Below are 13,113 nucleotides of genomic sequence, written 5' to 3'. Positions count from 1 at the left end.
AGGCTATTTAATTGAAACTCAGTAAAAGATTACAGCATATTGAGCAAATGGTAACCGCGGATTATAACCACATTTGGGATTGCTGCTGTGATCACGGCTTTTTAGGGGCAAGTTTATTGTCTCGACAAGCGGGCCAAAATATACATTTTGTTGATATAGTGCCTGAGCTAATAACAGCAATAGAAAGTAAGCTACAAGAGTTTTTCCCATATTCGATTTCAGCGTGGAAAACACATTGTCTTGATGTCGCCAAGTTACCCTTGCAACAATACCAAGGCAAACACTTAGTCATCATTGCGGGTATTGGCGGTGACTTAATGATCCAATTCATTGATGCTATTCAGCAAAAACATCCCGACATGAAGATTGATTTTTTGCTCTGTCCGGTCAACCAACAATTTGCACTACGTGAAAAATTAATCGCGCTAAAGTTCAGTTTGAAAAATGAAGTGTTAGTTAAAGATAATCGCCGCTACTATGAAGTGATATTGGTTTCATCAACAAGCGATACTCATAAAGAAATTAGCCCTGTAGGTCATGACATTTGGCAATCAGTTAGCGTTGAACAAGCAAGTGTCGTTAAACAGTATTTAGATAAAACACTCAAGCATTACAAGCGAGTTCAACAAGGAAGCACAGTAGATATTGCTCATATCATTAGTGCTTATAATAGCAAAACCTAACCCCCTATTTTAGTGCTTTAACAGCTTGAGCCCAGTAGAAAAAGTGAATGGTCATTTCTCCTGTGCATCATCGCTGGCATGGTCGTTGAAATAAGCTTGTTTATATAAAAACCATTCACTTTTACCCTAAAGCTAGACCCTATAGATATAGCGTCTATAAATACAGAATAAAACCCATACCTAACATTTTCAAAACCACCCTTTCTTGGTCAAAGACCTGTTCCAACAGTCAGGTATATAAGGTTAAATCCCGCAAAATCAAAGCTCTCGAATAGTTCAGATATGTGCTTTGGTCTTTTAATACTGTCGATTTCAATTTATAATGCACTGATTGTTCAGAGTGAATCGTACACATTTTTGAAAAAATTAGTGGGGGACTTTTTAGTGGGAGACTTTAATGGCAAGTAAATTTACCGACACAGAAAATAATGCCGACAGGGCGCCAAATAGAAAAAATTTTCTGGCCTTTTTTCGAGGTACTTACTCCCCTTGGCTGATATTTTTATTAAGTTTGTCTGTAACCTATATTGCTTGGTCGCTCACTAACAAATCTCATCAACGTCATACTCAAGATTTATTCACCTTTGAGGTCGCCCAAACCCTTCAAGCGATCGAACAACGTATGCGAGGATATGAGCAAGTCCTGCGCGGCGGTATAGGATTATTTAAAGCCAGTACTCATGTCAGTCGTCAAGAATTTCATGATTATGTCAGCAAGTTGGAAGTTGATAAACGTTGGCCTGGCATTCAAGGTATTGGTTATGCTGTTATGTTGAAGCCAAAAGAAAAAGACATATTTGTCAATGCACTGAGGCTAGAGGGCTTTAATGAATTTAATGTTTTTCCAGCAGGTCTGCGTGAACAATACAGTAGCATTCTCTATCTTGAGCCATTCACAGCTAGAAATCAGCGCGCCTTTGGATACGATATGTACTCAGAAAAGTCTCGTCATATCGCCATGGACATTGCTCGCGACAATGGTAATGTCGCACTTTCCGCTAAGGTTAAGCTGGTTCAGGAAAGTGACCATGATTTGCAGAATGGATTTCTCATGTATCTCCCTTTATATCAAAATGGAGCAGCCATTGAAAACATAGCCCAGCGCCAAAAAGAACTCATCGGCTATGTATACAGCCCATTTCGCATGGATGATCTGATTGAAGGCATTCTCTTAAGTGCTAAAAATTACCAAATAAATTTTTCAATATATGATGGAGATTCACAAGCGATAGAAGATCTCCTTTACAGCCCCAAAATTAAGCCAGACTCTGTCTCTAATCCTGATATAAAAGCATTTACACCGCGTTTTTCTGTTGTTAAAACCATTGAGTTTCCAGGCCGAAATTGGACTCTACACTTTCGCAGCACCTACGTTTTTGAAAGTATTCTTAAAAACAACTTAGCTACATTAATCGGTTTTACTGGCACAACTTTATCGGTACTTTTACTGTTTGTACTGCTAAATATTGCCCGTAGCAGTACAAAAGCCCGCGAGGCAAGCGCGGAATCAAAAGTATTGATCGACCGATTAAAAGCAGGCGCATCAGCTGGAATTGTCGGAATTTATGATTGGGATGTTAAAAATAACATTTTGAATTGGGACTCTGTTATGTACAGATTATATGATATAGACAAGTCAAACGTTGAAAATTTACAACAGGCATGGTTTTCCAGAATACATATAGACGACCAAGCGTATGTTGACGGTGAAATACAGGCGGCGCTTAGAAATGAGCGAGAATATAGCCTCGAATTTCGTGTTTTGTGGCCAGATAACTCAGTGCATTATATTAAAGCGGTCTCAAAAACCTCTTTTGACCATGCCGGAAGAGCGATTCGAATTGTTGGCGTAAATTATGACATTACTGAGCAAAAAAATCTGCAAATACGTCTTAATAAGCAAGCCTCGTATGATCAGTTAACCCAGCTTCCTAATCGTCGTTTGATCAATGACAGATTAAAACAAGCGATAGCTTTTACTGATCGCAATGAAAAAAATATGGCTATTCTTTTTATTGATTTAGACGACTTTAAACAAATAAATGATAGCTATGGCCATCATGTTGGTGATTGGTTATTAATCGAAGTATCTAACCGTATTCAAGCTTGTTTGCGCACTACCGACACCGTTGGACGTTTAGGTGGGGATGAGTTTGTAGTGATTCTCCCTACTATTTATCAGCACGCCGAGGACGTAGCCAATAAAATACGAATAACTTTGGAAAATGATTTTGTCATGGATAATGATGAACTGCTGAATATTTCCTCAAGTATTGGTGTGGCAATTTATCCTCAGCACGCAACAGAGCAAGCTCTGTTGATGGAGTGCGCCGATAAGGCAATGTATGAGGCAAAGAAAAGAGGACGGAATAAAGTAATGATTTTTGGAAATTTTTAAAGCTTTAAAAACCAAAAAATTGAAAACCAAACAACAAATTTTTCTTTGCTGCGCGACAAAATAATGAACACACCCCAGTATGCCTGCGTTCAAAGATTTTATCACTGAGTTCATCTTCACTGTATAAAAAGGTGCGGCGAACGCCGCCTGAAATACAGTATTTATTAAGCGTATCTATTAAACGGATGAGTTGTTTTCTGGCTATAAGCATCAAGAAATTATTTGCTGTCACCAGTACAATAATGCTAATAGAGCGGCTAATAACTTTCAATAAACTTGTGATATTCAAGTTTATTTTTTAGTCGTAAATAACTCAATATCCTCACCTGCTTACTCTATTATTACTGTTGATCTTTACCTTGGTTATTAACAACAAGGCCGATATCTAAGTCACTGTTTATACCGAGATGGACTCACAGTTCAGCAATATGGATGATACTCATCTGAACATCTACATGGATGAAGTAGGCGTCAAACACATCTAGTACTTTCGACTCGTTGCGCCGGCTTTTCAGGCGCTGTTTTCAGGAGTTGTGGGGAATAATTAGGGCATCTATCTGCTAGTTATTTTCTCTCATAAATTTTGGCAGGAAATGTTCGACAAACTGGCAGTATTCAATGCTCTGTTCTAAAGTATAAGTGAGAAAGGAGAATGATATTTTTACTCAGGTCGTGTGAGTCGGTGTTTATATCAAGGCAGTTCCTTTTGTAGGGTCTTGCATAAAACGTATCTCAAAACAGTTTTAACGTCTCACAAGATCGACTTTAGCTTATAGAAGATATTGGCCAAACAGGAGAAAACTGTCATGTACAAAACTATTACAGCAAAATATAAAGATAAAGATGCCCTTACAAATGTCGCTGATGAACTGGTGAATAAAGATATCCCCAGGGAGAATTTTTTTATCGATGAAAAAATTTCACAGATCAAGGTAATGATGCCAGAGAGTGCAAAACAGGAAATAATGGATATTCTAAATCGTCATGGACCTACTGAAGTTCACTAGGCGATTAACAGGTTAAAGCTGTCACGCAGTATAGCGATTACAGCAGATACAGAGCAAAGGAACTGGCATAATAATCTGCGATGGGATAACTGAATGAGAAATTTTAAAACAGGTGAATAGCCTGTTTTTTTGACTTAGGTAGAAAAAACTGATTAATAAGTAAGCTAGATGATAATAATTAGGAACTGTATAAAACAGCTAACTATTGAGCGACCTAGCTAATTTTCTTGTTAGCGCTTTTTAATACCCCTGATAAAACTAATATGGAAATAACTACAGTAATATCAATCGCTATATGAAAACCAAAATTGAGATCTTGCGTATCTTGTCTAGGAACCAATGATTGAATAAAGAGACTATCTGGATTACATTTGATCAGCTGCTACTATGAGCAAATTACGCCATATTCCAAGAATACTTTCTCTCTGTTGTGTTCATAGTTCAATTACTGATCATTCATCCATGACATTTCCAACATTAATTAAATGACTAACAACTGAATAAGAGGAGATGTCCCTTTTATTCTAAAAAAGAGCCCTCTTATTTATTCTATATATTTACACCCAACCTTTGCAGCGATGACCATTGCTAACTTACAGCTAAACTGCAGCTTTCGTTTTAAAAAAATAATGAAAACTCCCTCTTCCAAACTTAAAAAAACACTACAACATTTTGTAATAACAGCAATAGCTTGGTTGATTTTACGCCACCCAGTTAACACAGCACACACTTATCAGGCCTATTAATTTACTTATATACAGGTACGGCTAATGAGTGCATTTTGTTGCTTAATTTCACTAGCGTTGTTGTCGGTTACTGCGATCGCCAAATCTATTTTAGCTGTAGTGCATTGCTCAGATAGTGCTTTATTCATTAGATAAGTTTGATCTTTTTGTTGCTGGGTTAGCCCTTCAGCGCCGCTGTATTGATCTCTGTCTTCAGGGTTTCTATCTTTTTGGTACGGGGGTGGTTGAGTTGTGCCGCATGCTGTTAAGAAAACGAGCAGCGATAATGGTATTAATTTATTGAACATTGTTGAAACTCCCTGCGCAAATAGCGCTGTATCCTTGTGCCTATGGCACTATATTTCTTTGTGCTTAAAGCACTCTATTATGGATAAATTTTAGTAAACTCAGCACAATATTTCTTATTTAGCTAATGTTAATATCTCATAGTATCAGTTATTTAGAAAACGTTAATAGACACATTTTTAGCAACAATGATATATCAACGAAATCTTTGGGCGAACCGTTATTTTCAACTCAGACTAAGTTAACTCGAGCTAAGCTATATTCACTCAAGTAAGTTAACTCAAGCTAGATTAACTCAAGTCAAATCAAATCAAGTTATTAAGCCTCAATACCCCAGCCATCGTTGAAGCCTTCAAATTTTGTTGCTAGCAGCTCAAACTCAGCTTCTTGCGCGACAATAGCGTCATAACTTGGTGTCATGGTTACTGTGCAGTTTAAATCCCACACATTGGGTAACTCGTCGGGTTCTAGCGTTACCACCATGTCTGGCGCTTTTTCAGCTAAATGCTCGATCATAGCTTGCGCTTGTATTTCTTTTTCAAATAAATGGAAAAATACTACTGGATGCATTTCATTTAAGTTAATGCCCGCAGCTTGCATTTCAGTTAATACTTGGCCTGTTTCATCGTCGGGGAAGGTCATATCAGATACAATTTATTAAAAACAATGCCTTATTATATACCCAAAGCCATTCAAGATGCTCGTTTGGCTGATAATTAAAAGCTATTTAGGCAAGACAATTATTTTTAGCGCTGGTTGTATAAACGTTGCGCTAGCAAAAATAATTAACGCCGCTTAAACAGCCTTTTAAGCGACGGGTGAGATGATCATTAACACTAATTGAGCGTATTCACTAGCGTGCAAATATTTTGCTGACAAGCGAGTTGGCTTTGCGGATTTACCGTTGGGCAAGTGTTCATAGTAATACGCTGCGTGGCTATTTTTTTAAGCTGTGATGCTCCTATAAGATTACTGGCTAACTTACAGTCGATATTTTTGAATTTAACGGTAACGACTTGGCACTGTGCTAACGTGATGCAAGTTAAGTTGTTGATCAATGTGTTTTCAAAGTTATTCATAATGTTAGCGTCAGTTTCTGGTTTGGCCACATCGGTCATACTTTGACGTAAAAGCGGCTTTTTTTGCTGTAGCTGAGTCTGTTGCGCCAATGGGTACTTAGGTGGCATGGTGGCTTTTTCATTTTCCGACAGAAAATAGCCCAAACCGAGTAGAATGACCATAAAACAGGTCAAGGTAAATAATGTAATAACTAGCCACTTAATCGTCATGTAAGCTGCTCCTTTAAGTTAACAATTTGGCTTATATTTTTGCCACGAGGATAATCGCGCAACATGCTATCAACCGCTTTACTAATTTTTTCCTGCATTTCGCGGCTATTATCTTGAGGTTTAAAACCTAACGGATAGATACTGCGCCAGACTGAACGTTGATTTTCTGGGTCGATAATATCGATAATCAAACTACCGGGGTCTAGCTTTTTTTCTAACTCTAGGCGCGTGTTTTTGCCTGCTCTTAAACAATAACCACAATATTTTACCTGCTGATCATATTTTTTAAGTTCGGCAAAATTGTTATCAAGCACGTGATAAGCAATAAGTATATCGGCCTTGATAAAAGTTTTATAACGAAAGCCATTTTCGTTAAAGCTTTGCTCAATAGCCAGTTCAATGGTGTTTCGGATAGTGTCGTTGAGGTTTTGTAAATCACCAAAGGCGGAGTTACGACCATAAGTGCTATAGCTTTCAACGGCCGAAAAATCAAAGCCATCACGAAATGACGTGGTAGCGCTGTTCATAGATGAACAAGCAACAAGGTTGATTATTAACGCCAAGCAGCTAAGTAATCTAATATTTGTCATGTTAACTTCAAACAATAAATAATCCCCTAGATTACCAAGCTAGTTGTAAATTACAACTTTTCCTATGATATCGCTCACCTTTAACATCGACATATATCAAGGTGTTAATCTCGCAAGGCCTTGTTCTTAAAAAGATTAAAGTCATCAGGGCAATGCAAGAGCAATGATCGATATGGCTAGAAACAACCATGTGAACTTAACATTGCCTACATAGATGTCGGTACTTATTTTTTCTGGAAATAAAACTGACGGTACTTACTGTCGATAAAAAAACCAGTAACAACTACTGGCTTCTTAACAACAGGTTAATTTGATAGGGTTTACTTAACCGTAACCTTAGCAAATTTACGTTTACCGACTTGGTATATGGCCGTTGAGCCAACACTGATCATCAGCTTATTGTCGACAACTTTCTCGCCTTCAATTTTCGCCGCACCTTGCTTTATCATGCGCATAGCTTCAGAAGTACTGGCGACTAAACCGGCTTCTTTTAACAAGTTAGTAATGGCAATTTCACCATTTTGGGCAATCACGTCTATGTCTGATATGTCGTCAGGCACAGCACCTTTTTGAAAGCGATTAATAAATTCTTGATGAGCCGCTTCAGCTGCTGCCTTGTCATGAAAACGCTCAATTAGCTCTTTAGCTAAGTCAATTTTCACATCACGAGGATTAGAGCCTGCGGCAATATTTTCTTTATAACCATTAATCACATCAATCGGTTTAAAGCTAAGTAGCTCATAGTAGCGCCACATTAAATCATCAGAAATCGACATGATTTTACCAAACATATCATTCGGTGCGTCAGTAATACCAATATAATTATTTAACGACTTAGACATTTTTTGCACGCCGTCTAAGCCTTCAAGTAATGGCATCATAAGCACAGTTTGTGGACGTTGCCCTTCTGCCTTTTGCAGTTCACGGCCCATTAATAAATTAAATTTCTGGTCGGTACCACCTAATTCAACATCAGCCTCTAAAGCCACTGAGTCCCAACCTTGCACTAACGGATACATAAACTCATGAATGGCAATGGCTTGGCCGCCATTATAACGTTTTTTAAAATCGTCGCGTTCCATCATACGCGCAACGGTTTGGCGTGAAGCTAGCTTTAACATACCTGCGGCGCCAAGTTTTTCCATCCACGTTGAATTAAAGGCAACCGTGGTTTTCGCTGGGTCTAGAATTTTAAATACTTGTTCTTTATACGTTTCAGCGTTTGCTAAAACATCTTCTTTCGTTAAGGCCTTGCGCGTAACATTTTTACCGGTGGGATCACCAATCATGCCAGTAAAGTCACCAATTAAGAAAATAACCTCATGACCTAACTGTTGAAACTGCCGTAACTTATTTATCAATACGGTATGACCCAAATGTAAATCTGGTGCTGTTGGATCAAAACCAGCCTTAATTTTTAACGGTTTTCCTAGTTTTAACTTGGCCAACAATTCATCTTCTAGCAGAATTTCTTCTGCACCGCGTTTTATTTCTGCAAACGCTTGGCTTACATCTGACATGACTAGGCTCCACAGGGGTGTATATACACTTTCCACTTCAAGGTGCGGGTATATAACAAATAAATTAATTAATTGTCGAATTCTACTGTAATTTTAACTGTGGTGAAAACCCTATCATTGTTTAGCACGATATTATTTTGTTATAATAAAAAACAGTTGTCGCATTAAAACTCAATTTATAGGCCTTATCTTTTTGAAAAATATAAAAAATTTATATTTTGCCCTGCCAAAACAGCATCAAATAATTATTACTGCATGTGCTGTTGTAGTGTTATTTTTATTAATCATGCCGTTAAAGAGCAGTGATCAAGCAACGTTGAGTAACGATGTCGAATTTAAAGTGGGCCAGCGCTATCAAGTCGCTATACCCGAGCAGACAGGTTATGTTGATCCGCCCGTTAGTATTCAATTACCCGTTCAACCCATCGACGCGTTACAAATTACACAAGAGCCTATCAGGGATCTGCCGAGTAATATTGAAGAAGACGCGGCACAATTGCAGTGGCAATCGGTTAAGGTAAAAAATGGCGACTCGCTAGCAAAAATATTTAAACGCAATAGCTTAGATGCTACCACTACTTACAAAGTGATCACCGCCGAAGGTGAAGGTAGTAAATTGCTGAAAAAACTCAGTGTTGACGACATCATGCGCATAGGTAAAGACGGTGAAGGTAACTTAGTCTCACTTGAGTATCCGTTATCAAAAAATGAGACCTTATTCGTTAATTTACAAAATCAGCAATATCACGCTTATAAAGAGAGCAAAAGTGTTGAGATCCGTGAAGCTATTGCCCATGGCGTAATTAAAGCAAATTTTTGGCTTGCTGCTGCCTCTGCGGGTCTAAATGATGGGCAGATTATCAACTTAGCAAATGTTTTCGGCTGGGATATTGATTTTGCTTTGGATATTCGTGCAGGCGATAGCTTTAATGTGGTTTATGAAAACCAATATGTTGAAGGTGAGTTTATTGGCACTGGCAACATAGTCGCAGCAGAATTTATTAATCAAGGTGAGACTTTTCAAGCCATTCGCTACACTAACGGCGAGTATTACTCTGCAGAAGGCAGAAGTATGCGCCAAGCCTTTTTGCGGGCGCCGGTCAGCTTTAAATATATTAGCTCTAATTTTAAACTCAAACGTTTCCATCCAGTACAAAAACGTTGGAAAGCTCACCGTGGAACTGACTATGCGGCTAAAACAGGCACACCCGTTGTTGCCGCAGGTGATGGTAAAGTCGTACAAGCGGGTTACGACAAGTATAATGGCCACCACGTATTTCTACAGCATGGCAACGGCATTGAAACCAAATATATTCACTTTTCAAAACGGGCCGTTAAAAAAGGCGAACGCGTCAAACAAGGACAGGTCATTGGTTATGTCGGCTCTACCGGCTTAGCAGCAGGGCCACATTTACATTATGAATTTTTACTGAATGGTGTACATCGCAATCCTAGAACGGTGAAACTGCCAGACGCTGAACCTATTAGCAGTAAATATCGACAAGCATTTGACGTGATAGCAAAACAGCGACTAGCAGAGCTGATGGGTTCACGACGTATAATGCTCAGTATGCAGTCAAGCGCGGAATAATATGAGCAACAAAATGCGATATATTGGCCTAATGTCAGGCACTAGCGCCGATGGCATTGATCTCGCGCTAGTCGAATTTGATGGTGATCAACCAGAACAAGCCAATGGCGCAAGTTTAGTTGCAAGCTATTATCAGGCTTACGATAACAACACTCAACAAAAAATAATGAGTTTATATAACGCTAGCGCTAATGAAATTGATCGCGCTGGTAGCCTTAATATCGAGTTAGCTCAGCAATTTTCTCAAGCCATTATAAAATTTTTACAGCAAGAAAAACTCTCTTCAGCAGATATCACCGCCATCGGTTGTCATGGGCAAACCATTCGACACCGTCCGGTGAAAAACCCACAGATAACAACGCCTTTTACCCTGCAAATAGGCTGTTTACAAACCTTAGCATTATTGACCGGCATTCGTGTGGTTGGTGATTTTAGAACCAAAGATATTGCTCTAGGTGGTCAGGGAGCGCCATTAGTACCTGCTTTTCACCAAGCTATTTTTGGCTCAACTGAAAAAGACGTTTTTGTGGTCAATATTGGGGGTATTGCTAATATTACCTTTCTACCAAAAAATGCCCCCCATAAAACCACGGGTTTTGATACCGGTCCAGGCAATGCCCTAATGGATTATTGGTTTGAACTGCACCAGTCAGGGCGCTATGACGCTAAAGGCCAGTGGGCCAATTCAGGTCAAGTCTGCGATAAATTACTGCAAGCGATGTTAAGTGAACCCTACTTCTCACAAGCTGCCCCTAAAAGTACTGGACGAGAGTATTTTAACGCCCAATGGTTAGCAAAATTTACCGACCAAAGCCAATTAAAACCTGCCGATATTCAAGCAACATTAACCGCCTTAACCGCCGAAACAATCGCGCAAGAAATCAACCAACTAAGTACCAAGTCTGACGTATACCTTTGTGGTGGCGGCATTGAAAATAATTACTTAGTTTCATTATTAAATCAAAAGCTTAACAACCATTCAGTCGTAAATACTCAAACCAAAAATATTAACAGTGATTCATTAGAGGCCATGGCATTTGCTTGGCTAGCCTTAGCATTTGATAAAAATATTTTTGGTAACATTCCCGCGGTAACAGGGGCTAACAAGCCGGCTGTTTTAGGTATCAGTGTTAAGCCTTAAAAATTAACTAGATATGCATATTTTTCCCTTTATAATAACTCCCTACTGTCGAAAAAAAAGCACGTTAATCGCGTAATATTTGAACTATTCTAGCGGTGTATGCTCTAATTAAATTGTAGCGTTTGCTTAATCGAATGCACAGTTCGATTCGATGTTCGACAACAAACGAGGAGAAAAGACAGTGGAATTTACAGACATACATATTGGTATGAAATGCGGTAGTAAAAAAGGTAGTGGCACGGTGACTTGGATTGATGGTTCAACCCGTACTATTTATATGGCAAATACCGATCACAACGACAGTTTTGCCGTTGGCTTTGAAGAGATTATTGAAGATCCTCAAGCGCACAACAAAGAAGACCTCTACTACTAAATTTTTCTTTACTTGCCTGATGAAAAATTAGCTCCTGTGGGAGCTTTTTTTATTACCTGTGTTACATTGCTAACACACTGTGCTGCTATAGTTTATTGCTACCTTATATCCTTATACAGTGATCCATAAACTAAATTTTGCGGTATAACTATTATATAAAACTAATATATAAAACTAATATGTCTAAATGGAAAATAACTTATTTAGACAAGCGTTAACTCAAGGAACAATGATGAATATTCTTATTACCGGAGGTAGCGGCCTAATAGGTCGAGCACTGATCCAGCACCTGAATGCCGAACGCATTATTGTTTTAACCCGTAATCCTGCAAAAACCGCTAACATACTGCCTGATAATATTGAATTTATCAGTACACTTGGCGATATTGACTTTAATGAACTTGATGTGGTTATTAATTTAGCCGGTGAAGCCATTGTTGACAAAAGATGGTCAAAGGCACAAAAAAATACTATTTGCCAAAGTCGCTGGAAAATAACCCAAAAGCTAGTTGAAAAAATACAAGCAGCGACTAATCCGCCACATAGTTTAATTTCCGGCAGTGCTATCGGCTTTTATGGCCGCCAAGGCGCATTAGCGATAGATGAGAGCTACCAAGAGATACACGATGAGTTTAGTCACAAGGTTTGCCAAAAGTGGGAAGCAATAGCGCAAACTGCCGCGTCAGATAAAACCCGCGTTTGCATTATAAGAACCGGTATTGTCTTGGCTGAAAACGGTGGTGCGTTGCAAAAAATGTTACTGCCATTCAAATTTGGCCTTGGTGGACCTATTGCTAGCGGTGAGCAATTTATGTCATGGATACATATTGATGACATGGTTGCTGTTTTGTTAGCGGCAGTCTACCAAACTTCACTCACGGGTATTATCAATGCTACAGCGCCTATGCCAGTCAGTAATCAAGAATTTTCAGAAACCTTAAGTGCCGTACTCAAACGCCCGTGTCTGTTCAGAGTTCCAGCTTTTGTATTACGTGCATTAATGGGCGAGTCAGCAGATTTAGTCCTATATGGCCAAAACGTTTTACCGAGCAAGCTACTCAATAATAACTTTAAGTTTCAATACCCTTCATTAGAGGTAGCACTAAAACAACTCTTAGTTAAGCCATAAAGCGACCTAAACTGGGTTGTAGCTCAAAAGAAAATTTTTCCACACAGTAAGTGCCTTGATATTGTCGCCAGTGAAATTTTGCCGAAAGCACTTTCACTGGTGAGGTTTTTAATCGCGAAAGTGCTGACGGTAATGCCATGGCTGCAAGTACTTAGTCACTCTGAGTGTGGCGTTATTTATGCTGATGCCCACCACTTTGCCAACCTGATTTTAAACAACACTCACTAACACCAAACAGATTAATTAATTGATCAATATATTGATTTGTATCAAAAAGCTTGCGAGTTCAACTTGAACGAACAGCACATTTTTACTATCGTGATAACCAATAACTTAATGGAACCGGGCTTAACCCATAGCC

Annotated in this window: 14 protein-coding genes; 7 read left to right on the top strand and 7 right to left on the bottom strand. The window is 38.8% G+C overall.

The features are described 5' to 3' along the window. The first annotated feature begins 11 nt into the window (after window positions 1-11). Both H4J41_RS05540 and H4J41_RS05535 read left to right on the top strand, forming a co-directional pair. Window positions 12-683 carry a tRNA (adenine(22)-N(1))-methyltransferase TrmK gene (locus H4J41_RS05540; protein ID WP_182135919.1) on the top strand — a complete coding sequence of 224 codons (672 nt, stop codon included), beginning with the start codon at window positions 12-14 and terminating at the stop codon, window positions 681-683. 397 nt (window positions 684-1,080) lie between these two features. Then, on the top strand, window positions 1,081-3,081 hold the full coding sequence (locus tag H4J41_RS05535) for a CHASE domain-containing protein (protein WP_182135920.1): 2,001 nt from the start codon (window positions 1,081-1,083) through the stop codon (window positions 3,079-3,081). Between the two features lie 4 nt (window positions 3,082-3,085). On the opposite strand, the gene H4J41_RS05530 is transcribed toward H4J41_RS05535, so the two are convergent. Continuing rightward, the gene (locus H4J41_RS05530; protein WP_182135921.1) at window positions 3,086-3,370 is read right to left on the bottom strand and encodes a hypothetical protein; all 285 of its coding nucleotides are present in this window, start codon (window positions 3,368-3,370) and stop codon (window positions 3,086-3,088) included. A gap of 517 nt (window positions 3,371-3,887) precedes the next feature. On the opposite strand from H4J41_RS05530, the gene H4J41_RS05525 reads away from it, so the two are divergent. Then, complete coding sequence (locus H4J41_RS05525; RefSeq protein ID WP_182135922.1) at window positions 3,888-4,088, top strand: hypothetical protein; 201 nt, start codon at window positions 3,888-3,890, stop codon at window positions 4,086-4,088. Window positions 4,089-4,839: 751 nt separating this feature from the next. On the opposite strand, the gene H4J41_RS05520 is transcribed toward H4J41_RS05525, so the two are convergent. The 5 genes from H4J41_RS05520 to tyrS form a co-directional block, all read right to left on the bottom strand. Beyond that, the gene (locus tag H4J41_RS05520) at window positions 4,840-5,121 is read right to left on the bottom strand and encodes a hypothetical protein (RefSeq protein ID WP_182135923.1); all 282 of its coding nucleotides are present in this window, start codon (window positions 5,119-5,121) and stop codon (window positions 4,840-4,842) included. Window positions 5,122-5,437: 316 nt separating this feature from the next. Next, the gene (locus H4J41_RS05515) at window positions 5,438-5,761 is read right to left on the bottom strand and encodes a ribonuclease E inhibitor RraB (RefSeq protein WP_182135924.1); all 324 of its coding nucleotides are present in this window, start codon (window positions 5,759-5,761) and stop codon (window positions 5,438-5,440) included. Between the two features lie 194 nt (window positions 5,762-5,955). Beyond that, window positions 5,956-6,408 (bottom strand): hypothetical protein, encoded by a 453-nt coding sequence (locus H4J41_RS05510; RefSeq protein WP_182135925.1) that lies wholly within the window; start codon window positions 6,406-6,408, stop codon window positions 5,956-5,958. Next, window positions 6,405-6,998, bottom strand: a complete 594-nt coding sequence (locus H4J41_RS05505; RefSeq protein WP_182135926.1) for a DUF4136 domain-containing protein — start codon at window positions 6,996-6,998, stop codon at window positions 6,405-6,407. The genes H4J41_RS05510 and H4J41_RS05505 overlap by 4 nt, the downstream gene beginning before the upstream one ends. A 320-nt stretch (window positions 6,999-7,318) precedes the next feature. Then, window positions 7,319-8,518: a tyrosine--tRNA ligase gene (gene tyrS / locus H4J41_RS05500; RefSeq protein ID WP_182135927.1), complete on the bottom strand. Its 1,200-nt coding sequence runs from the start codon at window positions 8,516-8,518 to the stop codon at window positions 7,319-7,321. A gap of 193 nt (window positions 8,519-8,711) precedes the next feature. Between tyrS and H4J41_RS05495 the strand changes: the two genes are divergently transcribed. The 4 genes from H4J41_RS05495 (at window position 8,712) to H4J41_RS05480 (ending at window position 12,752) form a co-directional block, all read left to right on the top strand. Next, a complete protein-coding gene (locus H4J41_RS05495; protein ID WP_220460906.1) occupies window positions 8,712-10,109 on the top strand; it encodes an OapA family protein in 1,398 nt (465 codons plus the stop codon). A gap of 1 nt (window position 10,110) precedes the next feature. Beyond that, window positions 10,111-11,250 (top strand): anhydro-N-acetylmuramic acid kinase, encoded by a 1,140-nt coding sequence (locus tag H4J41_RS05490; protein ID WP_182135928.1) that lies wholly within the window; start codon window positions 10,111-10,113, stop codon window positions 11,248-11,250. A 181-nt stretch (window positions 11,251-11,431) separates the two neighbouring features. After that, window positions 11,432-11,623: a hypothetical protein gene (locus tag H4J41_RS05485; protein ID WP_182135929.1), complete on the top strand. Its 192-nt coding sequence runs from the start codon at window positions 11,432-11,434 to the stop codon at window positions 11,621-11,623. Between the two features lie 187 nt (window positions 11,624-11,810). Next, on the top strand, window positions 11,811-12,752 hold the full coding sequence (locus H4J41_RS05480) for a TIGR01777 family oxidoreductase (RefSeq protein ID WP_310649789.1): 942 nt from the start codon (window positions 11,811-11,813) through the stop codon (window positions 12,750-12,752). Here the strand turns inward: H4J41_RS05480 and H4J41_RS05475 are convergent. Further along, a complete protein-coding gene (locus H4J41_RS05475; RefSeq protein WP_182135930.1) occupies window positions 12,742-12,891 on the bottom strand; it encodes a hypothetical protein in 150 nt (49 codons plus the stop codon). The two genes, H4J41_RS05480 and H4J41_RS05475, sit on opposite strands and share 11 nt — an antisense overlap. Window positions 12,892-13,113: the final 222 nt, after the last annotated feature.

The sequence above is a fragment of the Colwellia sp. MB3u-45 genome (genome assembly GCF_014077005.1).
Lineage (GTDB): Bacteria > Pseudomonadota > Gammaproteobacteria > Enterobacterales > Alteromonadaceae > Cognaticolwellia.
Note: the sequence above shows the minus strand (reverse complement) of the source record. Positions and strands in the feature narration are given on the sequence as shown.

Bases quoted from the DNA above. Each gene is read 5' to 3' on its own strand.
- H4J41_RS05515 (WP_182135924.1), bottom strand. From the start codon at position 5,761: ATGACCTTCCCCGACGATGAAACAGGCCAAGTATTAACTGAAATGCAA.
- H4J41_RS05510 (WP_182135925.1), bottom strand. From the start codon at position 6,408: ATGACGATTAAGTGGCTAGTTATTACATTATTTACCTTGACCTGTTTT.
- H4J41_RS05535 (WP_182135920.1), top strand. From the start codon at position 1,081: ATGGCAAGTAAATTTACCGACACAGAAAATAATGCCGACAGGGCGCCA.
- H4J41_RS05475 (WP_182135930.1), bottom strand. From the start codon at position 12,891: ATGGCATTACCGTCAGCACTTTCGCGATTAAAAACCTCACCAGTGAAA.
- H4J41_RS05505 (WP_182135926.1), bottom strand. From the start codon at position 6,998: ATGACAAATATTAGATTACTTAGCTGCTTGGCGTTAATAATCAACCTT.
- H4J41_RS05520 (WP_182135923.1), bottom strand. From the start codon at position 5,121: ATGTTCAATAAATTAATACCATTATCGCTGCTCGTTTTCTTAACAGCA.
- H4J41_RS05490 (WP_182135928.1), top strand. From the start codon at position 10,111: ATGAGCAACAAAATGCGATATATTGGCCTAATGTCAGGCACTAGCGCC.
- tyrS (WP_182135927.1), bottom strand. From the start codon at position 8,518: ATGTCAGATGTAAGCCAAGCGTTTGCAGAAATAAAACGCGGTGCAGAA.
- H4J41_RS05525 (WP_182135922.1), top strand. From the start codon at position 3,888: ATGTACAAAACTATTACAGCAAAATATAAAGATAAAGATGCCCTTACA.
- H4J41_RS05480 (WP_310649789.1), top strand. From the start codon at position 11,811: ATGGAAAATAACTTATTTAGACAAGCGTTAACTCAAGGAACAATGATG.